Genomic DNA, 23,029 nt, shown 5'->3' with positions numbered 1-23,029 from the left:
ATGGTATGGATCTGATTGAAGTGTTCAAGGCGTTGTCTAACGAGTCGAGGCTGCAGATTTTGCAATGGCTGAAGGAGCCTGAGACACATTTTGTGCCCCAAGAAGGAGTGGATATGCGGGAAATCGGGGTGTGTGTCAGTCAGGTGACGGATAAGTTGAATATGACACAGTCGACGGTTTCGCAGTATTTGTCCATTCTGCAGCGGGCCGGACTGATTCAAACCAACCGGATCGGCAAATACACGTACTACAAACGGAATGAAGAGAAAATAAAGGAATTGGCAAATTTCTTGAATCAGAATCTTTGAATAGCGGACTGAATACCTCACACGTATTCAGTATTTATTTGACCCATTAAATCGACATATCGGGATATGTATATATAAAAAGGAGTGGAATGCATTGTCCAGCACGTGGAGAGTTTATTTATTGGCACTGGTTTCATTTTTAGTGGGGACATCCGAGTACATTATTTCCGGTATCCTGGATATGATCTCGGATACCATGAAAATTTCCGTTACTTCAGCAGGGCAGCTCATCACGATTTTTTCTTTTGTGTACGCCATCGGCACCCCGATCCTAATGGCGCTCACGGCCAAGTCGGAACGACAGAAACTGCTGGTGTGGGCACTTGGCGTCTTCGTATTGGGAAATGTGCTTTCCTACGCTTTGCCCGGCTATACATCGTTTCTCGCAGCTCGGGTCATCATGGCGCTGGGCGCGGGAATGACTGTCGTCACCGCTTTGGACATTGCCGCGAAAATTGCCGCCCCTGGCAAACAAGGCAGCGCGATTGCCACTGTAGTGATGGGCTTTACGGCTTCCCTGATTATCGGCGTGCCTCTCGGACGCGTCGTTGCAGCCCAATTCGGGTGGCGAGCTGTTTTCGGTCTGCTGGCACTGGCCGGTCTGGCGGCCATGATCGTTCTGTACGCCAGCATCCCTCGGGTTCAGGGGGATAAACCGATGCCGTTGTCCCGGCAACTTGCCTTCTTGAAAAACGAAAATGTGGCGTTGGGGCTTGCGATCACCTTTTTCTGGCTTGGCGGATACTCAATCGCCTACACCTACATTTCGCCGTATTTGCTGGAGGTTGCCGGGTTGGGAGAAGAGATGCTGAGCGGCGTGCTGCTCGCATTCGGCATCGCCAGCTTGATCGGATCCAAATTCGGTGGTTTCAGCACGGATAAATGGGGGGTATTCCCGACGCTGTCATGGGGGATGCTCCTGCACGTCATCGCGCTGATTCTCCTCTCGCTGACCGCGGCCAACATGCAATCGTGGCTGTCGGTCGTGATCCTCCTGATCTTGTGGTCGTTCGCGGCATGGTCCTCCGGCCCGACGCAGCAAGCCAATCTCGTTAGGATTGAACCGAATTATTCCGGCATCATGCTGAGCCTGAACCAATCCATGATGCAGTTGTCCATGGCTGCGGGCGCCGCAATCGGAGGTGTTGTGGTCGACCGGGTGTCTCTGTCATCCATTACATGGGTCGGGATGGTTGGCGTCGTTATTGCGATCGTGGTCGTGTGGTTGTTGAAGCTGCGATTGAGTGCCGGCCGGTAAGTTGTCGGGGAGTATTCCGATAATTGACACAGGAAGGGCTGTCCGTCCAGGATGGCCTTTTTCGTCGTCGTAACAAAAAGAGAAGGAAAAAATATTTTGTCGGCGTATTATAACAGTAAACCCGGTTCGGGATGAAGGCGGCATACGGCCCGGAAATATCTTGGTACATACGATATTCGTGCTCGGCCGTCTTGACGAAAGGCTAGGGTGGGTATAATTTAACTAGAGAACCTCATCCTAATCCTGTTGGGAGATAAGAAGCCCTCATGTCATACCTTTTACTTGTTATCGTCATTCTGTTATTTTACTGTTTGTTCATTCTCCCGACGCAGTGGCTAAAAATTGAGCGCGTGCGCCATCCGATCGGGTTAAATAAAAAGGTGTTGCAAATTAGCGATTTTCACGTTGAACGGTTAAGAATCAGCCAGGAGAAACTGAGGCACATCATTCAAAGGGAAGATCCCGACTTCATTTTTTTAACCGGTGACTTTACTAAAAAAGCAAAACAGATGCCGCGATTGAAAAAATACTTGGAGGTGTTTCAGGGAAGCGGACGGCCGACGTACGCGGTACTGGGTAACCACGACTATAAGCAGCCTTCCGTGGGAAATTTAGTAAAGCAAATTGAAAGATACGGCATTCAAGTGCTTCGAAACGAATCGGTTCGACTTGACGAGTTCACCTTGATCGGCATTGACGATTTCGTGAGCGGCCACAGTGATGTGGACCAATCGTTTCGGAATGTTGACAGCGATTTACCGAATGTTGTCATCACCCACGATCCGAATGTCGTGTTGACAATCAACCGACGGTTTGATTACTTAATGGCCGGCCACTTTCACGGAAAACAGTTTAACATTCCGTTTCTGTTTAAACTGAAGCCGATGGGTCCGCTTCCGGCGATGGGGATTTACAAAGGCTTGCACCATAATGCGTACGGAACGTACTACATCTCTAAAGGCATCGGGCAAACGGGTTTTAACTTCCGGTTTTTAATCCGAAGCGAAATAACGGTGCATCACGTGTAACGGCGTCTCACCGCATCCCGTGATACATGGGAGGGTGAGCGACCATAAGTTGTGTGGAGAATAGGGCAAGGTCATATCTTTTTTCAACCAAATGTTCACAATTTGGCTGTTAGGATGGATTAAACCCCGTTTGAATATTCTGCACTCTTTGCATAAGCTCTGTCCACAAATACATTCAAAAAACGAAGTTTGAGCAATTCTAAGAAAACAGGAGCATTTTGAAGAAAAACGAAGTATATAGAGGGAGTGGGAAGATGAGAGATATTTCGATATTAATTGCTGAAGATGATGAGGAAATTGCTGATCTTATTGCGTTCCATTTAGAAAAAGAAGGGTACCATGTTGTTAAAGTATCAGATGGACAAGAGGCAGTTCGTGTTGTGGAGAATCAGGCATTTGAGTTGCTGATTTTGGATATTATGATGCCGAAAATGGATGGATATGAGGTAACTCGTCGTATTCGCGAACAATATAATATGCCTATCATTTTTGTAAGTGCCAAAACTTCTGATTTTGATAAAGTACAAGGGCTTGTAATTGGAGCTGATGATTATATAACAAAACCTTTCACCCCTATTGAATTGGTTGCTCGGGTAAATGCTCAGTTACGACGCTTTATAAAGCTGAATCATCCCCAAAATGATAATAATACGAACTTGGAATTTGGTGGACTAGTGATTTCCCTTGATCAACGCACGGTTACTCTATATGGTGAAAACATTGAGCTGACACCAAAGGAGTTTGATATTTTGTATTTACTGGCTAGTCATCCAAAGAAGGTTTACAGTGTAGAAGATATTTTTCAGCAGGTGTGGGGCGAAGCATACTTTGAGGGCGGTAATACCGTTATGGTCCATGTTCGTACAATAAGGAAAAAGCTTAGAGAAAATAAACGAACAAACAAATGGATTAAAACTGTGTGGGGCGTTGGGTATACATTCAATGGCTAAATTCTCAAGAAGTTTTCGTGCAAAAATGATTATAACATTTGGCTTAAGTATGTTTCTCTCGGGTACAATCACGTATATCATTTATAAAGTCCTTCAATTTTTTTATTACACTGTAGTTGATTATGAAAGTCCGTTAGCCCATTTTCGCCAAATCATTAGACAAATTGGGGACATTAACTTTTTTTTACTAATTTTTATCCCACTTTCGATATTGTTCTTCTTTTTACTCACTAGGCGCTATTTGACCTACTTTAATAAGATTTCAAACGGTATTCATCATCTCGCTAATGGCAACTTTAGTCACCGTGTTGAAATTCATTCAAATGACGAATTTAGGGATATTGCGCAAGATATTAATTTGGCTAGTGAAATATTGAAACAGGCCATTGAAAAAGGGGAATTTTCGGAAAGCAGTAAAAATCAGTTAGTCGTAAATTTAGCTCATGATCTGCGTACACCGCTCACTTCCGTATTAGGTTATTTAGATTTAATCCTTAATGATGAGAATTTGACGGAGGAACAAGTCAAACATTTTTTGACAATTGCTTTTACTAAATCTCAACGTTTAGAAAGTCTAATTGATGAATTATTCGAAATAACGAGAATGAACTATGGCATGTTGCCAATTGAACAAAAGTACATTAATTTAAGTGACCTCCTTCATCAATTGAAAGAAGAATTATATCCTGTCTTCACGAAAAATAATTTGACCGCTCGAATGAACTTGCCTCCCTACTTACCTATTATCGGTGACGGAGAGCTTTTAGCACGTGTGTTTGAAAATCTTTTGATGAATGCGACTCGGTATGGTTACGACGGTCAGTTTGTAGACATTAACGGCTTTATTGAGTCGGAGGAAGTTGTTGTACAAGTTGTGAATTATGGTGATCGTATTCCTCCGGAGGACCTCCCGCATCTATTTGATATGCTCTATACTGGAGACAAAGCAAGAACTCAAAACAAAAATAGCGCTGGTCTTGGATTGTTTATTGCGAAGAATATTGTGGAGCAACACAACGGTTCAATTACTGTTGAAAGTAGTGTAACTCAGACAGTTTTTGAAGTCCGTTTACCAAAGGGAAGTCAAACATTAAGAAATAATGGAGATGGAATAAATTCAAATACTTGATTTAAGAAAAATTTAAGATTTACCCCACTCTTTTTTTAAAAAGTTTTAGCTATTCTTTTAAACAAGGAAGAATTAGGAGGAAGCTAAAAATGAAGAAGTGGGGATTTTTAATTTTATTTATAGTGGGCTTGTGTTTTGTTTTCATAATTAATGGCTCTTTTTTTGAACCAAAAGTAGAAGTACGAGAAGATATTCAACAGGAAAATGATAAAGGAGAGGATTTTGATAATATCCAAACAATAAAGATTACAGAAGAACAAATCTATCAAGGTAATCTGCTTTTGGTCAATAGTGAATATCCTGTTCGCCAAGAAGGTATTAAAACAGATGTCGTGAACCTTTTTACACACAATGAATTGGTGAAGGGATATGGATTGTTATATAACAATATTTATTTGTCAGAGGATATAGCACATGAATTTTCGGAAATGATTGCTGCCGCAGAAAAAGAGGGAGTTGATAATTTTTGGATTACTAGTGGCTATCGAACCTTAGATGAGCAAAGGAAACTTTATGAAGAATTGGGCCCTGATGTTGCTTTGCCTGCCGGATATAGCGAACATAATATGGGGTTAGCGCTTGATGTAGGAACTACTCAAACGACGATGGATAAAGCACCTGAAGGAGAATGGATAGAAAAAAATGCTTGGAAATACGGATTCATTTTACGTTATCCAGAGGATAAAACGGACATTACGGGAATTCAATACGAACCTTGGCATATTCGCTATGTTGGTTTACCTCATAGCGTGATTATGAAGGAAAAGAATTTTGTTTTAGAAGAGTATTTGGATTATCTCAAAGAGAAAAAGAAAGTTACTGCTGAATTTGATGGTAAAAAATATACCGTTTCTTATCATTCGTTTTCCGAAAACATGACTATTCATATACCGAAAAATCAAGAGTATAAGATTTCAGGTGACAATATGGATGGAATAATTGTGACTATGTACGACTAAAGGACAGAAAAGGACAAACAAAATGACGGATCTATTATTTCTACCAGACCTTAAAGCAATTGAACCATCGCAGGAAAATGAAACCGATATGATGTTTAAAGTGGAAGCAATAGATCCACCCGAACGTTGTCCAGAATGTGGATTTGACAAACTTTACAAACATGACTCACGAAAGCAACTAATCATGGATTTGCCCACGACAATACCAATTTGAGACTCCTAAATGGCTTGGGATTGATGAAATATATATCATCCGTAAACCTCGTCTTGTATTGACCAACGTAGAGCGTAGAACCATTTTCGATATTAAGCCTAATCGTAACAAGGAAACAGTCATTCAACGCCTTACAGAGATAGGAGACAGACTTTACATTGAATACGTCACAATGGATATGTGGAAACCTTATAAAGATGCAGTATATACCGTTCTTCCACAAGCTAAAGTGGTTGTATATAAATTTCACGTTGTCCGTATGGCTAATCAAGCCTTGGATAGCGTTAGGTAGGCTCTGAAAGCCGAAATGAACATGAAGCTGAAATCATGTTTGAGGATGAAACAGAAGATGTAAAAATTAAAGGGGTTAAATTCTATACGATGAATGATGGAAGGAACACAATTAAACAAATCGGTGAAATAGCATTAGGACGAGCGTTTAAAGGTTTAAGTGTTCAAGAATTATAATTAAACGTAGTCAAACACGTAGTCAAAAACATCAAATGCCCCCGCAAATATTGATTTGTTCGTGTTTTGAGACGATTGGGTTCAGGCCCAATATTTCCAATCAGCTTCGCTTGAAGTCCTGTGATGCGAAAATCTTTGTCGAACCCAATTTTCACCGTGCAAGTATAGTCTCTAGAATGAACTCCAGTTAGAATATTCTCTACTCTGTCTTCCGTCCATTTAACCGGCTTGCCAAGCATGCGCGCCATGATACAAGCAATGATTTCTGCATTTGCCTGCAACTTTGTGCCATAACCGCCGCCAACATCCGGGGCAATAACTCGTATATTATGCTCAGGCATTTGCAATGTCTGGGCAATCAGCGTACGTACTTGAGAAGGTGCCTGTGTCGAGCATGTAACTGTCATCTTTTTAGATCCAGGATTATATTCGGCAATACATACACGAGACTCCATCGGAGTTCCGGTGTAGCGGTTATGTGTAATGGTTTCTTCAAGGACATATTCCGAATTGGCAAATGCATCGTCTATATCACCGATAGTGGTTCTCGATTCTAATTGTTTATTATCGCCCCATTCTTCATAAAGAAGCGCCTTTGGCTCCAGTGCATCTTCAATCGTCACAACAGCTGGTAAAACCTCATATTCTACTTCAATAAGATCGACTGCATCTTCAGCAATATATCGGTCTTCGGCAGCAATAACGGCCACTGGCTCACCGACATAGCGAACCTTTTTATAGGCAATCGCATACACTTCTGGTACTTTGTTAAATATATTGATCGTCGGTACAAGTGGTCCTGAATATTGAAGTGCCTCTTCTCCCGTTAGAACAGCTACTACTCCAGGCAGTTTTTTCGCTTTGCTTGCATCAATATTTACAATACGTGCATGAGCATGAGGACTCCGTACAATGGCCAAATGTAACATGCCTGGTTTTTCAATATCATCGGTAAATTGTCCATTACCAGTCAAAAGTCTTATGTCTTCTTTACGCTTCAAACTTACACCTAAACCTTTTTTTACAGTAACCATTTTGTCGCCTCCTCTGTTTTTTTATTTCTTAATTATTTTTTGATTAGGATCATTTGTCCTTGTAATCCTTGCAATCACCTCCTTAAAGAGGGATAACTATTTTGAATATTGGGAATATTAGGAATATTAAAATGATTATTTTATTTATGAGTTGCTCATGATACTAACTGACGGTCTTTTTTCTTACGCAAAAATCCGCCCGCACGCTTGTTTCGAAAAGCAATGATTTCAGCAAGAATACTTAACGCTATTTCCTGAGGAGACTCCGAACCAATATCTAATCCAACGGGATTAAATATGTGATCATATTGGTCAATGTCGTCTATTTGAAGAGCTTTAAATATTTTTTGGCATCTAGAACGCGGACCTAAAATCCCAATATACCTTGCATCCGTATGAAGTATATGTTTCAGAACATTTATATCTCGTTCCAAATGATGGTTCATAATGACCACATACGATTTGGAACTGACTTTTACCTTTTCGGGAATTGAGCTTGCATCTGCTAAAATTCTTTTCGCACCTGAAAACGAGCTTCTGTTAGATAGGCTGATCTTGGATCGACTACGGTTGTATTAAATCCTAATCTAACACTAAACTCTGCTAAAGGAATGGCATCATGACCCGCACCAAAAATGATTAATTCAATCGGAGGAATATTTACATCAAAAAATACATCGACTTTTTCTCCGTTTGATAAGGTGAATGTTTTTGTTTCCGATTTTGGATTTGTACTTTGTAATAGATTTTTCGAAAAATCGCAGACGAATTGATGTAATTCATTATTGTCCAGCGAAGGAGCTACTCTAGATTGAGTATCAATCTCGCTAACTTATTGCCGGAATTGTGTGAACATCACAGAATATGGTGATGAGACAAAAAATAAAGTTGTTTTTCATTTTCCTTACCAATATAACTTTTACATTTTATTCGGCTTTCTTCTGTGAATCTTTAAATTTGTTGCTAATAACTGGGCTTTTGCTTTATTATTTGAAATAGATGTTGCTTATACCAATTTAATACAGTGATCTCAACAATTGGGCTTTCAAATGTTTTGGGTATTTTTAGGAAGAATGGTATTTTATCCTTTTGTGTAAGAAGAATATGGACGGAACAGGCAAGGTGGCAGCCGATTTGAACTTTGCAACTATCTAAAAAAGAATTGGCGTGCTTTCATATTTCAGCTTTAACTTTACGTGATAAAGCATTGGGCATCTGCTCAATGCTCTATTGTTTGTTCATTTTACGCAGAGTGGTGAAAAGGTTATGGAATTTGTACTGATTGTATTGCCGGCTTTTATCATTTTTGCAGTCGGATATGTAGGGCAAAAAACAATTGGCTTTGACATTAAATCTATTTCGGTCATGACGACATACTTAATGTATCCGTTTCTTGTCTTCCGGACATTTTATACAAACAAAATTACACTTGATTATTTTTATATTCTTATATTTTGCTTGCTTTTATGTTTCATATTAATGGTTATCGTAAAAATTGTAAGTAAATTAAAAAAATTGCCGCAATCGATAGAGTCTGCCATGATGTTATCAGCTGTTTTCATGAATAGCGGCAACTATGGGGCCCCAATTATATTGTTTGTTTTTGGTCAAACTGCTTTTGATTATGCAGTCATCATGATGGTTATCCAGTCCTTTTTAATGAATACGATCGGTCTTTACTACGCTGCCATTGGCAGCAAAGAAGACAGCAGCATAAAAAGCGCCCTTATGAAAATAGTGAAAATGCCCGTTTTATACGGTTCAGCTGCCGGCATTTTGCTTCAAATCCTGCATGTTCCGGTGCCTGATTTCATCATGCAGCCTGTCGGTTTGATTGCCGATGCAACGATTCCGACCATTATGGTCATTCTCGGAATGCAGCTCGCCAACATCCAGCTAAAAAGTGTAAAAGCTGGCGACGTCGCTTCCATCTTTATCATTCGCATGATCATATCGCCTATTATTTCAATTGGTATTATTCTTTGTCTTCCGCTTGAAGACTTGCTTGCAAAAATTTTAATCATTCTTGCATCTATGCCTACTGCAGCCAACACGACAATGTTTGCTGTTCAATTTCAAACAGAACCAGATTTAGTTTCATTCAGCACATTAACCACCACGCTGGCCAGCATTGCTACAGTGCCGCTCTTGCTTGCGCTGCTCTCTTAAAAAAGAAACGAGCGAGCAGCATTACATGAACGGCAGCTCAAATGCGTCAAATGTGTCACATCTCTTTTTTATAATTTGCCATCATATTTTGCAAAATGTCCACCAGCTTTTCGATACCGACTTGCAAATCATGCTCGCTCAAATAAGAATAGCTGATGCGAATATAATGTTGTTTCGGTTCATGAAGAAAACAGGCGCTTCCGGGCAAATAAGAAATCTTATTTTTCCGAGCTGCTTCTTGCAATTTTATTGGCTGAATCATGGATGGAAGTTTAATCCAGGCATTCAATCCGCCTTTTGGTTTATAAATCATTACTTCCTCTAAATTTTTGAATGCGTCAAGAACCGTATTTCTTCTTAATTCAAGTGCAATTTTTAGTTTTTCCATATGATTTTTCATCCGCTCCGTTCGCAAAATGGGAAGCAACGCTTTTTGCGGTAAGAGCGGGCTTCCGATATCCATCGTCGTTTTCGTGCCGTACAACCAGTCGAATAAAACCCCATCCACAATGACAGCCGCAATGCGAATGCCAGGCGCAATTGTTTTGCTAAATCCTTTAAGGTAAATGACGTGACCGTTTTTATCAAAGAATTTTATTGGCTTTGGCACCGTAATATTGTCAAATGAAACTTCGCTGAACGAATCGTCTTCTAAAATTAAAAAATGGTACATTTCTGCTAGTTCTACCAATTGCTTGCGGCTCTTTTCCGGCATGCATGTTCCAGTAGGATTTTGAAAGGTTGGGTTTACATATAATAGTTTTGGTTGATGCACCTGCAATTTATCCTCCAATTCATCCACTTTCAGTCCCTCTTCATCAACTCCAATCGATACGACTTGAAATCCTTTATTGACAAACACATCAATGGCCGCACCATAACAAGGGCTTTCAACCATCACAACATCCCCTGGACTTAACAAAGTTTGCGCCACTAAGTCAATTCCTTGCTGTGCACCGCTTGTAATGATCATTTTGTCGTGTTTAACAGATAAGTGATGGAAGTTAAATAAGTAATTGGCAATTTCATACCTTAATTCTTCATCTCCTTCAATAGGACCATATGTCGACAACACAAGGGGATGCTGCTCCAATATTTTTTTCATTTCTTGAACAAGGAAGTGAGATGGAAGCAGCCTTGGATAAACGACTGCTTGGGAAAAGTCATAAATCTCTTTTTCACGATAGGCGAGATATTGTGATCTTGTTCCATTCATCTTCATCTGATGCTGCCAGCCGAAAGATTCAGAGTGCTTTTCATATGATTTTTTCTTTCCCGCTGCAACAAAAACACCTTTACCTTGCTGAATCTGTATATATCCTTTCAATTCCAGCAGTTTGTAGGCTTTTTGCACCGTCAGAAAGCTTACATTAAGTTCATTTGCTAACGATCTTAAAGAAGGAAGCCTTTCACCGTGAAGAAGCATGCCCGATTGAATCCGTTCTTCGATTTGCCTGCTGATTTGTTCATAATATGGGGTGCTTAATTTTTTATTAATCGATAATTGCATTGTCTCCCCTCCCATTACATAGAAGACAAAAGATAAAAGCGCATAACTGTTATACAGTGCATTGTACTGTTATATACCGTTGTCGTTATAATATCAAAAAACTTAACAAAAAGGAGTTATTCGTCGTGGTTATTTTGAATTACTGTTTTATATGCTTAATTTTTGGAACAACTTTTTTAGCTATCAAAATCGGAATTGAAGCAGGGGCACCGCCGTTTTTTTCAGCGGGAATGCGATTTTTTGCCGCTGGGGTGATTATGATGGCCGTCTTTAAAATGCGGAACTATCGATTGAAAACCGTTTTATTTTCCTCTTCGCTCGTGTTTAACGGTTTTTGCTTAACTTTTATCACTTTTGCTTCATTATATTGGGCTGAGCAATTCATCCCGTCCGGACTAGCTGCTGTATTATCTGCAACAGGCCCGATGATGGTGCTGCTCCATCAGGCAAGAGAGAATAAACAACCGATCAAAAAAGAACAATTAGCAGGGATGGCAGCTGCTTTAATAGGCGTCTTTTTGATCTCTTCACCGGGATTCTCTTTGCCTGTCTCCGGCATGTGGGTTTTGGCTTGCTTTATGATTATATTAAGCGAGTGGTTTTATGGACTTGGGACAGTTCGGGCAAAAATGTTTACAAGCAAACATCCGGATATCTCGCCGTTTCTTTCAAATGCCGTACAAATGTTTTACGGCGGCATTTTCTTATTGGCTGTATCCTTTTTAACGGGCGAACAAGGCAAATGGCTGCTGCTGGCAAGCTATGAAACGGTGTTATCACTGCTCTATTTAATCATCATCGGCTCCATCGTCGGCCACGGGCTGTATTATTGGCTTGTTTCAAAAACAAATCCGGTTTTTCCGTCAACTTGGCTTTACATTTCGCCTCTTGTCGCGCTAATCGCCGGCTACATAATATTAAATGAAATCATGAAACCCATTACGCTGATCGGCGCCTTCTTGATTTTATTTGGTGTATTTTTAACTAATCGATCAACTTTTTATGAGTATTGGAAAAAGGGAGCGCTGTTTCACAGGACCGCTTCAAAAAATTTTGATTGAAAACTCTGGAATATTTCAAAAAAAGCCGTTAAATCCCTGCGACAAAAATTTTCAGTGTGCCATTTCATCCATAGCGATTTAAAAAAATGAGGCCAGCTTGCCTCTCTCATTCAGAGGACAAGCTGGCCGGATTCTTTTGCACAGCTCTCTTAATATGTTTTAAATTTACCCATTACTTGATTTTTTTCAGATCGGCCACGTTGCGGCAAATGAAAGAACGACGACTTATCTATGTGTACAGTGGGCTATTATCAACAATAAAAAAGCTTGCAGAGAAAAAATACTTCTTTCTCCGCAAGCTGATAGGAAAGGAGAGTTCTTTTTAACCCTCTTCAATCCATTAATTTTTTCTAAAAAAGTCAGTAAACGCGTTGAAAATTTCCAATCCTTGATAAGACAATAAAGAGAGAGCTGTAATTGAAAAAAATGCTGTTAATAACATACGTAACCATATCATGGTACTCATCCTCCTTTGAATGATTTGTTTATGATTCATTCAAGCAGGTGAGACCACATAATTCGATTCGTAAAAGACGGGATTCAGCAAAAACCGTCTTTTGACAGATTGCACAAAGCAATAGCAGAAATAAGTGGTGCTTAACGCTATAAAAATGTAACTGGCAATATCAACCCAAGAGTCTTTTCCTATATCTGGTCCATCAATCGGAGCAAAATTTTCTGCCAAATGATCGATGGCGCTAATTTCGTGTACAGCATTTATAGTATGACTGGAACGATCACTAGAAATGTATAAACAGGTAATACTTATAAAAATAAAAATTGTCAGGGCAACGATTTTTTTCATGTATTCACGCCCCTTTAACATCTTTTCTTCATTATATACTTGGTTTTAATATTTTAAAACAAAAATGTTTTTCTGTCTTCCCCTCTGTTTGATTATTTAACGAACAATTTCTTTTCCTCGATTCTGCCATCTGCTTTAGTTCTGTAAGATTTCACTGTTGAATCCGGGAGGCAATCCGCAGTGCCTTCAAAAAACTTCACCTGTTTCTGTACAAATTTCCGAAATGCTGTCTGTCGGCAGGTTTTATTTTTTGAGACTTATTAAACGAATCAGTGAGGAGACCAAAAAAGCAGCAGCAACAGCTAGAAGAATTTTTCCGACAAGCAATGCTGTTATTTTCAGCACGAATACTGCCAAAATCATGACTAAACTGATTGCGATCATAATGAGAGAATAAGTTTTCATATGAGGTTCATCTCCTTTAGCTGTCTGTTTTCAAGCAGAAAAAATCGGCTGCCTAATTCGGCATAAATATATCGCTGGTGACTTGTAAATAAAAGGCATTGTTCCTTGAACGCTTCTTTCAGCATCATGATTGACTGCTTTTGTGAGGCCTCGTCTAATGAAGTAAAAGGTTCATCCAAAATAATCAACTCAGGTGATCTTGCTAACATACTAATAAGGAATAGTTTATATTTCATGCCTAGAGAGTAATGTTTGACCGGCTTTTGCAAAGCATGTGTCAGATCAAACTGTTCACAAAGCTCTTGGAATTTTTCTTCATATGCAGCTCTTTTTTCTTTTTTGATCCTCCAAAGTGAAAGAATAAGCTCCTTATTTTCAAATCCAGTTAATGCATCATAAACAAGTGGTTTATCAGGAATATAGGCCATTGCTTCTTTAAAACGATCTGTTCCAGGCTTATACTTTTCATTTAGTAAAATATTTCCTGAATCCGGTTGGATTAATCCCGCTATTAGCCTTAGCAAAGTTGATTTGCCGCTGCCGTTTTTTCCGATGATACATGCTCGGTCTCCTGCATGTAATTGAAAAGAAACATTTTCCAGCAATGCTCCTTTTTCTGCAGTTTGTTCATACTGAAAAGCCAGTTGTGAAACTTGAAGCTTAACCATATAGAAATCCTCCAATAATCAACAAACAGTTTATAATCCGATAAAGCGAGACAATCGCCACAGCCCCTATTCTGCTTCCTTTTAGCGTAAGAAACTATTCCGTAATAAAGCAGAAATATCAGATAAAGGGATAAGTACTTTTGACTGAAAAAATAAATAGTCCCGGTATTTCAAGCACTGTGTGAGAAAAAGGTAAGTCCTACATGACAGCGGCATATAAGTCGTGATTTCCCTATGAGAATCGTTGTAAAACAAAGTGACTGCGGTCATCTTCCATCAAGTCAACGAACCAATTCCAAGCATTGATAGCTCTCTAACATAAAAATAACTGCAAAAGAAAAGTTGTTTCCTAGTTATAAATTTGGATGCGCTCATTGCGAGTATATAGCAGCGATTTCAAAAACAAGAAATAAATCAATCCCAGCGAGGCAATCACTTATTCAGTAATAGAAAGGATTTTAACTTTTTCAACATGGTCAATTCCTTTTTTCATTGTGTTCTTACAAACAATTAGGCAAATGGCTGAAACTATCATAAAATATAGGACAGATATGTAGTTGACAACACCTGCCGCCTCACTCAATACACCAATAAATAGTGATGCGAGCAAGTAATAAATAAAAGGCATGACGAGAAAGTTCCTCATAAAAGCTTGGCCGTTATTTACTATGCTTTCCTCTTCTTCTGTTGTTCCAATCTCGTATTCATGAATAAAATGAAACTTAGTGATAAATGGAAACAAGTATAATTGAATAAATGGAAAAACGAAAAAAGAGATAGTTATTCCAATAAAAGGAATGATCATCCTGAGATCAGCTATTTGGAAATACGTAAGAATCATTATATTCCCTATCGTCAAAAAGAAAGATGGAATTAAATATAGGCAATAAAACAATTTCAATTTTGCCCAAAAGAATTCAGTTAACGAAGAAAATGATAGTTGATACATCCATATGTTTCTTTTTTCAGTGCTAAAAGAAAAAAAAGAAGGAGTCAACATTCTCATTTCCATTGCTTGGTTAGCCAAAACCATCAAGTTCAATGTAAATAATAGCTGTATTTGGAGAGCCGTGTTCCCTGCTGCTGACATACATGCAGTAAAGAAACCTATATAAAAAAAAGCTTCGTAAGATAAGACCATATAATTAAAAAATTCTTTTGAGAGCAGCCATCTTTTTTCACGTATGATTTGTAGATCTTTATAAATCAGTGCATTCTTCGGCAATATAATAGAACGTACCCAATGCAGCAGCTGTAGATAGAAGTGAAAAAAGTCACGAAATCTCTTAATCTCTCCATGATCTTCAGTTGGGATCATTTTAACAGGCAAGGAAAGTACGCCAACTAGAAGGAAAATCAGAGGCCCTAACATCCATGGAGTCCCAATAAAATGTTCAATCTGCAAATATAAAGAGCCGTCTGAAAATAAACTCTTTTGAAAGGAGTTTATTTTATTCCCATATAGATTGATCAGCTGCTGAGATAGATTGACCCAAGCTGTATCTTCAGCTGCAGCCAAAAAGGATGGAAAATTATCCTTAAATGTTTTGAAAATAGGGACTAGAAGACCTGACACAAGAACGCGCCCCAGCATAAAAAAAGCAGTTGAGACAGCGGCGAAAAATACAAAACGGAACCACCCTATTTTTTTTACTACAATGTTATGAATATAGGCACCTGCAAGTTTATTGCTCGTCATAAACAACAGAGCGCCCAGCAGCAAAATATTCAACTGCTTCATCCAGAATAAAGCATCTAATGATTCCGCAATTCGTGATTGAAATAAAATATAAACAAAAAATAGGCTGGAATTTGTAAAAATGCTCCATACCAGCTCTAAAGCAATAAATGTGATATGTATTGATTTGAACGAGACTGGAGCAGCCTGAATAAGATCCATAAACGGTGGAATATGAGTTCTTCGATAAGCTCCGGCTCCCTTAAAAATTGAATAAAGAAGAAAAAAGACAATGAAACCACTCTCCCATTGCTGGCGATATTGCTGGGAGTATAGCCATTTGTACAAAACGGATACGATGACGAAGGCAAGCAAAATATCAAGAATAAAAGAAAACATCATATACTGTTTTGAACTAAGTTTTCTTAAAAAGGGCGCTTTTTTAATAATGAATTCGATGACAGCAGAATATTGCTGTTCCATTCGAATCGATAGCATAAGTGATAATAGCTTTATTAACATTCTCTCACCTGTATTTCAAAGTATGAAAATTCTTCATCGAAAAATAGTTTGACTTTCAAGCGATAATCACTTTTCTTGATTTCTCCTTCTTTAAGATATTAACGAATTGCTGCTTAACCTGCTGCAGCGCTCTATGAACGTCCGCTGAACCAACTGCTGTTGGAATAGAAACGATTGCAGTAATAGCTCCGCCAGCTTCAACAACGTTTAAGACAACCGCCGCTACACTTTCACGATCTGCAGCTGGAAACGCTGAAGAGAGTGAGCACAGTGCAAACGTTAAAAAGCCGACTGCTAAAGCACACTAAAAGAAAAGACAGCTTGTTTTATTTCTTTTAGCCATTAACAGTAAATTACTTACTAAAATACTTTTTATTACCACCTAAGTTTAAGATATATTCAGACCACTATCAATACATCTTTGTAAATTTTATTCACAAAACTTTCACTCAAGTTTTTAAATTTTTTTCAACACTCTAACCCACAGATCAGGCAAGTATGAACTTCTATCCTGCTTGGCTTGGTAGGGATCTTATTACTATCGCAGATGATTTTGTAGTCACGGAAGGGTATCATTCCGCTTACGAGGCAGCATTATATCTGATAGGAAATAATGAAGGACAAGGAATCTTTTTTATTATATGTCTTTTCATTATAGGTCAAAAAATGCCTCTATATAACTTTATTAAGACAAAAGTAGAGCCGATTCTTTAATAGACAGACTCTAAAGTAAATTCATTCAAATTTCGTCTTAACAACTTATACAAAAACAAATTTTCCACAATTTAAGAGATATTCTTCCTTTTTCTAGAGATTTCATATTCTGAAGAAACATCTTTGGATAAGATGTTATTTATTTCTCCGATCAAATCATTTCCTAGCTCCTGAAATTTTTCCCAATCGATATTTTGATACTGAACACGATTCGTTAGTTGGTTAAATACATCATGATAACGAGAAATAAAGAGAGATAATTCATCTTCATTGTTTTCAGCTGTTTCTTCATTTTGTTGTCCTGTATTCGTTGAAGAAAGATTCGATTCATTACTCTTCCCATTACTAGCTTCATTAGTTGACTCTTGATCTTTTTGCCTGACATTTTCTTCACTGTTTAAAAATAGACTGACAAGCAGAAATAAACCGCACAACGATAACACTACTACTTTTTTTGACTTCATGTCTTCCATCCTATTCCATTTTTATGATCTATTCTAAATATATAAAATTTTAAATCTATAAAAATGACAAAAAAGCACCCATCTCATTTGAGAGGGTACTTTCAAGCAGATTAGACCAAACTCAATCTCCATCAATACAATCAAGTTTACACAGAACCTTTGAATCATTTATGTTATACAAGAACTGCTTCTTTTTTTATTACAGTATTCTGAAGAACGAGATTGACCGGATCTCCAACTTGAAAGCGAGAAGTATGTTGAATCAATTCATGTACCGTCCATTCTTCTTCACCTACTTGTACGATGTAATACATTTCTTTTCCTTGATATTGAACAAATTTTACCACCCCATGCGAAGAACCTTCTTTTGCTTTAGACAGCGCCCATTGATCCGGACGGACAGGATATAGACCCTTTTTTTTCAAATTAATAGATACTCCTATATCCGGCCATTTTTCATTAGGAAATGGCTTCGGAATAAACATTTTTTCCTCCCATTTACCTTGAATTAAATTGCATTTGCCTACAAAAGTTGCAACAAATTCTGTCTCCGGCCTTGTAAAAATCATTTCCGGCCGGTCAATTTGTTCAATTTTCCCATGATTCATTACGACAATTCGATCTGCCATCGCAAATGCTTCGCTTTGATCATGGGTAACATATACAATGGAAGCATTTGTGTGACGATGAATGTGTTGAATCTCCTTTCTCATTTCCATTCGAAGTTCAGCATCTAAAGCACTGAGAGGCTCATCCATTAATAAAAGACCTGGTTCTGGCGCAATTGCACGTGCTAAAGACACCCGCTGTTTTTGTCCACCGGAAAGTTCATGAGGATATCGTTGGGCTAGCGACTCTAACCCAACCATTCGTAAAACATTTTTCACTCTCTCCTCCCGCTGCTCCTTATCAGCCTTTGGAGCAAACGAATGATGCATTAAAGGAAATTGAACATGCTCATATACTGTCATATGCGGCCATAAGGCAAACGATTGAAAAACCATCCCTATGTTCCTTTTTTCCGGCGGGAGGACGGCTTCCGCTGAAGCAACAACAGTATCATTTATCGTAATGGTTCCGCTTGTCGGTTTCATAAAACCGGCCAGTAATTTTAATAATGTAGTCTTTCCACAACCAGAAGGTCCCAAAATGGCGATAAATTCTCCATCCTTGATTGTTAAATCAATGGAATGCAAAGCTGTGACATCCCCATATGCTTTTGAAATCCCATCAAGCCGAATCATTTTGTTTCAACACCTTTCGTCTCCAAACTTTTTCAAGGCTGATAAACAAAAAACTGCCGAACAAAATTCCTAAAACAATTAAACTTGAAAATGCTGTGGAATAAGTGGTATATCCAGCCTGTTCGTAGTTAAAAATAACAACTCCCACCGTTTCGGCTCCTGTAGACCATAGAAGGCTGGAAACCGTCAGTTCGGTCAAAGAGGTTAAAAAGACCAACAAGGCTCCGCCAATGATACCCGGTAAAAGAAGCGGCATGAGAATTCGCCGCCATTTGACCAAAGGTTTAGCCCCTGACGTACGAGCAGCTTCTTCAATGGAAGGCTCTACCTGTGTCAGCGCCGTGTAGCTTCCCCTAACCTGTAAAATTATAAATCTTGTAATGTAGGCAATAATTAAAATCCAAATGGAGCCGTAGATACCCGGGTTCCATCCTGGCAACGGCTGCATCCATGAAAAGATCATACTGAGAGCAAAGACAGTCCCCGGCAGTGCGTAAGGTATCGTTACAAACAGCTCCACTAACTTTGTCCATCTATTTGGTGATTTATAGCGAAGATACGCAATGGCCGTTCCGACAATCAATGAGACAATTGTCGTTAAGATCGCAAGCTTCATGCTGTTGCTGATCGCTGACATTGTTTTTGGATCAGAGAATAGAATGTATCGATAGTTTTCCAGTGATAAATTTTCTAATTGAAAAGGGAGCCCGTAAGCTTTTATTAATGATGTCGTACCCATTGAAACGAACGGAACGAAACTCGTGAACAACAAAAGTGCCCAAACGGCTATTTCGATCAAACGCTTCCACGTCAACGATAAATGAATGCGAGGTTCTTTATCCCGTTTGACCGTTTCAATTACACGGCTTCGCCTTAAAAGAAGCCATTGAATAGACAGTCCGATTAAAGCAATTGCTCCCAACAAAATCGATAGAACGGCCGCTCTTGCAAAGGCAGCCGGTCCAAATCCGACGACTTCTTCGTAAATATACGTACTTAGCACACGAATGTTTGCCGGGATACCTAAAAAAGCAGGGATCCCAAAGTTATCAAGATTTGATAAAAAAGCGAGCATTCCGCCGCTGCAAATCCCGGGCAATGCTAGCGGAAGGATGACCTTACGAATAATAGTTCCTCTTTTAGCACCGCATGTTTGTGCCGCTTGCTCAAGCTCCAGAGGAATTTTTCTAAACACTTCCACCGTTAGTAAATATACAAGCGGATAATGAGACAAACCTAAAATAAAAATGATTCCACCTATGCTATACAAGTTTGGCAGCTTCCAATCTCCTGGAAGCATATGAAGAACAGCTGCAATTGGTCCATTGCCGCTAAAAAACTGAACCCATGCAAGTGTTGTAATGTATGAAGGAATAATAAACGGAAGAAAGATAAACAGCTGCATCCATTTTTTCCCGCTAATGTTTAAATAGGCGATAACCCATGCCATCGCAATCCCTAAAATAAGTGAAACCAAAGTAGAACCGATGACGATATAAAGCGTATTTTTCACAGTGATCCATGTTTGTTCTTCTTTCAGCACTTCTGAGTAATTCGAAAGTGAGACGGCACCCTCTTCTGTTAAACTTAATAAGATAAGGCGAAAAACGGGAACTATAAAAAATAAAATAATCAGTAAAAACCCGAAACCCATCCACAAGTTTTTCAATGGGAAGAAACGAGAAAACGAGGACGTGCTCCTCGTCATCCCTTTTGTTTGCTCTTTACCAGGAAACATCGTCCTCTCTCCTTTAATTATTGTTGACCAAATATTTCACCAAATTTTGCTTTATCTTCTTCACGAGATTGATAAAGCTCAGATATGTCTGCATTCAGTACGTTCAACTCATCAATCGTTTTTAATCCCTCTGGAGCATTAACGTCTTGGCGAATCGGTGTATATCCAAGTTCAGCTGCTAATTTTTGTCCTTCTTCTGATAAAACGAAATCTACGAAAGCTTTAGCTGCTTCTTCATTTTTTGTATCCTTCATAATACCGATCGGTTCAGTAATGACAGGAACGCCTTCTTTCGGATAGATGAATTCTACAGGTGAACCTTCTTTTTTGGCTCGCGCAGCGAGATAATCAACAACGATTCCGTATGGCTTTTCCCCTGAAGCAACCGATTTTAACACACCGCCATTCCCTTTCGTAACAGCCATTCCGTTTTCTTTTAAACGCTTGAAGAAATCCCATCCTAAATCGTTTTGTCTTGTAAACACTCCAAGATTGTATGCAGCTGCTCCTGAATAAAACGGGCTTGGCATAATTGCTTTTCCTTTTGCGTCGCTTTCCGTCAATACATTCCAGCTATCAGGTATGTTTTGCACACTATTTGTGTTCACTGCAAGAACAGTTGCCATCACTTTTGTGCCTGTGTACATGTCGTCGCTGTCAATAAACTGACCCGGAATTTGTTCTGCTTCTTTTGATTTGTAAGAAAGTAAAAGATCGTCATTTTTTAAACTTTCAAACGTTACAGCGTCTGCAACAAGCAAAACATCTGCTTGAATGTTTCCAGCTTCTTTTTCAGCTTGTAATTTTGCAATCACTTCTTCCGTTCCTGACCGGAAAGTATTGACTTTTACATCAGGATATTTTTCATTAAAAGCTGTCACTAATCTTTGAGCATCTTCATCAGGCTGTGAAGTATAGAAATTAAGTTCCCCTGAGACTTCCTTCTTTTGTTCTGACTGCGTTTCTACATCATTGCTTGATGAGGCATTATTGCTGCTGCCACAGGCAGCTAATACAAAAAGTAATGTGAATATAGTGAAAGCGGACAACCATTTACGCATTGGAATGTTCCTCCTTACCCTCTTTTAAGAAATTTAAAGAGCATTTTCGAAACCAGCGTTCAATCTGTTCCATTTTCCGTTTGTGATGAACGGGAAACTCCACAGGTGAAACGGTAATATAACCTTCCTTTAGCTTTAAATAATCACTGTTTTCGTTGAGGTTTACTAATTGGTTTAATTCATCCTTTAACCAAAAATATACTTGACCGTGCGGATCGTTTAGCCCTACGTATCGATAACGGGAAACTGTCAAATCTAAAGGAACTACCTCAACACCTTTACAAAGATAAATCGGAATATTCGGTAAATTGATGTTTAAAAAAACTCCTTTAGGAATTCGGTTTTGTAAAATAATTTCAACCGCTTTATACAAAAGCTGTTTTGTTTTTAAATAATTTACCTTCGCTTCATCAAATTCGTTCAACGATACTGATACGGCTGGAACGTTGTAAAGAGAAGCCTCAACCGCACCTGCCAATGTACCAGAGTAATATAAATCCCTTCCTAAATTCGGACCAAGATTAATACCTGAAAACAAAATATCAGGCGGAGTCTTTAACAGTACTTCCATCCCAAGTTTGACGCAATCGGCCGGAGTACCGTTTACGGCCCATGCCCCTTTCGTTCCAGAGAATATTTCCACAGGTTTCACTTTTAATGGTGTTCTGAGAGTAATGGAATGGCCGACTGCGCTTCGCTCTTGGTCAGGACAAACGACATAAACTTCACCAAAATGCTGAAGAACTTCTACAAGTGCTTCGACTCCTGGCGCAAAAATTCCGTCATCGTTTGTAACTAAAATTCTCAACGGACGACCTCCTTCAATCGATTTCCGTTCCGTTTTATATACAGTACATTTTTCTTTAACACCATCAAATCTTTTGAAGCATCAAACCCTTCAATAATTACTGGAATATTCTCGATAGTTAAAAATTTGTTTAATATTTCTTCTCCGATATCACCGTCACCTAACGGTAAATGAAGAATTTCTTTTGTTGCATCACTAATATGAATTTTGTTTACCTCCGGCATTTCATTCCAGATAGAAAAAATGTCTGCGTGTAATGGAATGTGGGCGACATCAAATGTCGTTTGAATTTGCGGGAAAAAAGGTACAATCACTTTTTTTACGGCGGCTGGTTTAATAATAAACTCTTTCGCCTTCCATTCCATCATTTCTAACGATAACGTGAGTCCTTCTTGTCTAGCTTTTCGATCAAGTTCTTCCATTGATTCGAACAAAAGCTCTTCATGGATAGAAACGTCTGAATCCGCAAGAGTCAGCTTTCCTGGATGAAATGTAATATTATCAGCCCCAATTTGTGAAGCCAGCTCAATAGATCGAATAATTTCATGAACGGACTGCTTGCGAATGCCATTATTTAGAGAGCTTAAGTTTAAATCCCAGCTTGCTGCGTGCATCGTCAGTTGCATGTTTGTTTCTTCTTTGACCTGCCGGATTCGTTTAGGCATGCTTTCATATTTCCACACATGCTCTGCCCAAACCTCAACACCGACAAATTTTAACTCTTTTGCCAGCCTAATCACTTCCTCAACCGGAAATGCCCATGCAAGTGTAGAAGCAAAGCGTATATTCATCGAACTGATTTCCTCCTTTCTTATTTTTTAATGAAATGGAGAG

The 23,029-nt window shown here is 39.0% G+C and carries 21 protein-coding genes and 2 pseudogenes; 10 read left to right on the top strand and 13 right to left on the bottom strand.

Features of this window, described 5'->3' with window-relative positions; translation table 11 throughout:
• The first annotated feature begins 5 nt into the window (after window positions 1-5).
• From NSU19_RS02820 to NSU19_RS02785, 8 genes and pseudogenes are all read left to right on the top strand, one after another.
• Complete coding sequence (locus tag NSU19_RS02820; protein WP_339199948.1) at window positions 6-308, top strand: metalloregulator ArsR/SmtB family transcription factor; 303 nt, start codon at window positions 6-8, stop codon at window positions 306-308.
• A 94-nt stretch (window positions 309-402) separates the two neighbouring features.
• Window positions 403-1,566 carry an MFS transporter gene (locus NSU19_RS02815; protein ID WP_339198630.1) on the top strand — a complete coding sequence of 388 codons (1,164 nt, stop codon included), beginning with the start codon at window positions 403-405 and terminating at the stop codon, window positions 1,564-1,566.
• Between the two features lie 266 nt (window positions 1,567-1,832).
• Entirely contained in the window at window positions 1,833-2,594 is a 762-nt protein-coding gene (locus tag NSU19_RS02810) for a metallophosphoesterase (RefSeq protein ID WP_339198627.1), read from the top strand.
• 254 nt (window positions 2,595-2,848) lie between these two features.
• A complete protein-coding gene (vanR, locus tag NSU19_RS02805) occupies window positions 2,849-3,544 on the top strand; it encodes a vancomycin resistance response regulator transcription factor, VanR-F/VanR-M family (protein ID WP_212967287.1) in 696 nt (231 codons plus the stop codon).
• Window positions 3,537-4,673 carry a HAMP domain-containing sensor histidine kinase gene (locus tag NSU19_RS02800; protein WP_306068156.1) on the top strand — a complete coding sequence of 379 codons (1,137 nt, stop codon included), beginning with the start codon at window positions 3,537-3,539 and terminating at the stop codon, window positions 4,671-4,673. The genes vanR and NSU19_RS02800 overlap by 8 nt, the downstream gene beginning before the upstream one ends.
• 89 nt (window positions 4,674-4,762) lie before the next feature.
• Window positions 4,763-5,632, top strand: coding sequence for a VanY-A/VanY-F/VanY-M family D-Ala-D-Ala carboxypeptidase (gene vanY / locus NSU19_RS02795; RefSeq protein WP_339198620.1), 870 nt, complete (start codon window positions 4,763-4,765; stop codon window positions 5,630-5,632).
• A 22-nt stretch (window positions 5,633-5,654) separates the two neighbouring features.
• Window positions 5,655-6,135 (top strand): annotated as a pseudogene (locus NSU19_RS02790) (ISL3 family transposase); the annotation flags it as partial.
• A gap of 38 nt (window positions 6,136-6,173) precedes the next feature.
• Window positions 6,174-6,314: a hypothetical protein gene (locus NSU19_RS02785; protein ID WP_212967284.1), complete on the top strand. Its 141-nt coding sequence runs from the start codon at window positions 6,174-6,176 to the stop codon at window positions 6,312-6,314.
• Here the strand turns inward: NSU19_RS02785 and NSU19_RS02780 are convergent.
• Both NSU19_RS02780 and NSU19_RS02775 read right to left on the bottom strand, forming a co-directional pair.
• On the bottom strand, window positions 6,302-7,348 hold the full coding sequence (locus NSU19_RS02780; protein WP_339198617.1) for a molybdopterin cofactor-binding domain-containing protein: 1,047 nt from the start codon (window positions 7,346-7,348) through the stop codon (window positions 6,302-6,304). The genes NSU19_RS02785 and NSU19_RS02780 overlap by 13 nt on opposite strands.
• Before the next feature lie 155 nt (window positions 7,349-7,503).
• Window positions 7,504-7,961, bottom strand: a pseudogene (locus NSU19_RS02775) (XdhC family protein).
• 653 nt (window positions 7,962-8,614) lie between these two features.
• Between NSU19_RS02775 and NSU19_RS02770 the strand changes: the two are divergent.
• Window positions 8,615-9,517, top strand: coding sequence for an AEC family transporter (locus NSU19_RS02770; RefSeq protein WP_063387889.1), 903 nt, complete (start codon window positions 8,615-8,617; stop codon window positions 9,515-9,517).
• Between the two features lie 55 nt (window positions 9,518-9,572).
• Here the strand turns inward: NSU19_RS02770 and NSU19_RS02765 are convergent, their stop codons facing one another.
• Window positions 9,573-11,027: a PLP-dependent aminotransferase family protein gene (locus NSU19_RS02765; protein WP_339198614.1), complete on the bottom strand. Its 1,455-nt coding sequence runs from the start codon at window positions 11,025-11,027 to the stop codon at window positions 9,573-9,575.
• A gap of 125 nt (window positions 11,028-11,152) precedes the next feature.
• Here NSU19_RS02765 and NSU19_RS02760 point away from each other — a divergent pair, with 125 nt between their 5' ends.
• A complete protein-coding gene (locus tag NSU19_RS02760; RefSeq protein ID WP_063387891.1) occupies window positions 11,153-12,088 on the top strand; it encodes an EamA family transporter in 936 nt (311 codons plus the stop codon).
• A gap of 496 nt (window positions 12,089-12,584) precedes the next feature.
• On the opposite strand, the gene NSU19_RS02755 is transcribed toward NSU19_RS02760, so the two are convergent.
• The 10 genes from NSU19_RS02755 to NSU19_RS02710 all read right to left on the bottom strand — a co-directional run bounded on the left by NSU19_RS02755 (window position 12,585) and on the right by NSU19_RS02710 (window position 22,986).
• Window positions 12,585-12,893 carry a hypothetical protein gene (locus NSU19_RS02755; protein ID WP_339198609.1) on the bottom strand — a complete coding sequence of 103 codons (309 nt, stop codon included), beginning with the start codon at window positions 12,891-12,893 and terminating at the stop codon, window positions 12,585-12,587.
• A 243-nt stretch (window positions 12,894-13,136) separates the two neighbouring features.
• On the bottom strand, window positions 13,137-13,298 hold the full coding sequence (locus tag NSU19_RS02750; protein ID WP_162877049.1) for a hypothetical protein: 162 nt from the start codon (window positions 13,296-13,298) through the stop codon (window positions 13,137-13,139).
• Window positions 13,295-13,966, bottom strand: coding sequence for an ABC transporter ATP-binding protein (locus tag NSU19_RS02745; protein ID WP_339198606.1), 672 nt, complete (start codon window positions 13,964-13,966; stop codon window positions 13,295-13,297). Before NSU19_RS02745 ends, NSU19_RS02750 begins: the two co-directional genes overlap by 4 nt.
• 436 nt (window positions 13,967-14,402) lie before the next feature.
• Window positions 14,403-16,166: a hypothetical protein gene (locus NSU19_RS02740; RefSeq protein WP_339198603.1), complete on the bottom strand. Its 1,764-nt coding sequence runs from the start codon at window positions 16,164-16,166 to the stop codon at window positions 14,403-14,405.
• Between the two features lie 785 nt (window positions 16,167-16,951).
• Window positions 16,952-17,344 carry a hypothetical protein gene (locus NSU19_RS02735; RefSeq protein WP_339198600.1) on the bottom strand — a complete coding sequence of 131 codons (393 nt, stop codon included), beginning with the start codon at window positions 17,342-17,344 and terminating at the stop codon, window positions 16,952-16,954.
• 173 nt (window positions 17,345-17,517) lie between these two features.
• On the bottom strand, window positions 17,518-18,588 hold the full coding sequence (locus NSU19_RS02730; protein WP_339198598.1) for an ABC transporter ATP-binding protein: 1,071 nt from the start codon (window positions 18,586-18,588) through the stop codon (window positions 17,518-17,520).
• Window positions 18,575-20,326, bottom strand: a complete 1,752-nt coding sequence (locus NSU19_RS02725) for an iron ABC transporter permease (protein ID WP_339198595.1) — start codon at window positions 20,324-20,326, stop codon at window positions 18,575-18,577. The genes NSU19_RS02730 and NSU19_RS02725 overlap by 14 nt, the downstream gene beginning before the upstream one ends.
• A gap of 17 nt (window positions 20,327-20,343) precedes the next feature.
• On the bottom strand, window positions 20,344-21,387 hold the full coding sequence (locus tag NSU19_RS02720; protein ID WP_117017240.1) for an ABC transporter substrate-binding protein: 1,044 nt from the start codon (window positions 21,385-21,387) through the stop codon (window positions 20,344-20,346).
• The gene (gene surE, locus NSU19_RS02715) at window positions 21,380-22,195 is read right to left on the bottom strand and encodes a 5'/3'-nucleotidase SurE (protein WP_066248180.1); all 816 of its coding nucleotides are present in this window, start codon (window positions 22,193-22,195) and stop codon (window positions 21,380-21,382) included. The genes NSU19_RS02720 and surE overlap by 8 nt, the downstream gene beginning before the upstream one ends.
• On the bottom strand, window positions 22,192-22,986 hold the full coding sequence (locus NSU19_RS02710; RefSeq protein ID WP_066248178.1) for a sugar phosphate isomerase/epimerase family protein: 795 nt from the start codon (window positions 22,984-22,986) through the stop codon (window positions 22,192-22,194). The genes surE and NSU19_RS02710 overlap by 4 nt, the downstream gene beginning before the upstream one ends.
• Between the last annotated feature and the right edge of the window lie 43 nt (window positions 22,987-23,029).

Origin of the sequence: Aeribacillus sp. FSL k6-2211 (genome assembly GCF_037966125.1) — a bacterium.
GTDB classification, from domain to species: domain Bacteria; phylum Bacillota; class Bacilli; order Bacillales; family Aeribacillaceae; genus Aeribacillus; species Aeribacillus composti.
Note: the sequence above shows the minus strand (reverse complement) of the source record. Positions and strands in the feature narration are given on the sequence as shown.

Coding starts and splice junctions, on each gene's coding strand:
- NSU19_RS02820 (WP_339199948.1), top strand. CDS start 6: ATGGATCTGATTGAAGTGTTCAAGGCGTTGTCTAACGAGTCGAGGCTG.
- NSU19_RS02810 (WP_339198627.1), top strand. CDS start 1,833: ATGTCATACCTTTTACTTGTTATCGTCATTCTGTTATTTTACTGTTTG.
- vanR (WP_212967287.1), top strand. CDS start 2,849: ATGAGAGATATTTCGATATTAATTGCTGAAGATGATGAGGAAATTGCT.
- NSU19_RS02800 (WP_306068156.1), top strand. CDS start 3,537: ATGGCTAAATTCTCAAGAAGTTTTCGTGCAAAAATGATTATAACATTT.
- vanY (WP_339198620.1), top strand. CDS start 4,763: ATGAAGAAGTGGGGATTTTTAATTTTATTTATAGTGGGCTTGTGTTTT.
- NSU19_RS02785 (WP_212967284.1), top strand. CDS start 6,174: ATGTTTGAGGATGAAACAGAAGATGTAAAAATTAAAGGGGTTAAATTC.
- NSU19_RS02780 (WP_339198617.1), bottom strand. CDS start 7,348: ATGGTTACTGTAAAAAAAGGTTTAGGTGTAAGTTTGAAGCGTAAAGAA.
- NSU19_RS02770 (WP_063387889.1), top strand. CDS start 8,615: ATGGAATTTGTACTGATTGTATTGCCGGCTTTTATCATTTTTGCAGTC.
- NSU19_RS02765 (WP_339198614.1), bottom strand. CDS start 11,027: ATGCAATTATCGATTAATAAAAAATTAAGCACCCCATATTATGAACAA.
- NSU19_RS02755 (WP_339198609.1), bottom strand. CDS start 12,893: ATGAAAAAAATCGTTGCCCTGACAATTTTTATTTTTATAAGTATTACC.
- NSU19_RS02750 (WP_162877049.1), bottom strand. CDS start 13,298: ATGAAAACTTATTCTCTCATTATGATCGCAATCAGTTTAGTCATGATT.
- NSU19_RS02745 (WP_339198606.1), bottom strand. CDS start 13,966: ATGGTTAAGCTTCAAGTTTCACAACTGGCTTTTCAGTATGAACAAACT.
- NSU19_RS02740 (WP_339198603.1), bottom strand. CDS start 16,166: ATGTTAATAAAGCTATTATCACTTATGCTATCGATTCGAATGGAACAG.
- NSU19_RS02735 (WP_339198600.1), bottom strand. CDS start 17,344: ATGAAGTCAAAAAAAGTAGTAGTGTTATCGTTGTGCGGTTTATTTCTG.
- NSU19_RS02730 (WP_339198598.1), bottom strand. CDS start 18,588: ATGATTCGGCTTGATGGGATTTCAAAAGCATATGGGGATGTCACAGCT.
- NSU19_RS02725 (WP_339198595.1), bottom strand. CDS start 20,326: ATGTTTCCTGGTAAAGAGCAAACAAAAGGGATGACGAGGAGCACGTCC.
- NSU19_RS02720 (WP_117017240.1), bottom strand. CDS start 21,387: ATGCGTAAATGGTTGTCCGCTTTCACTATATTCACATTACTTTTTGTA.
- NSU19_RS02710 (WP_066248178.1), bottom strand. CDS start 22,986: ATGAATATACGCTTTGCTTCTACACTTGCATGGGCATTTCCGGTTGAG.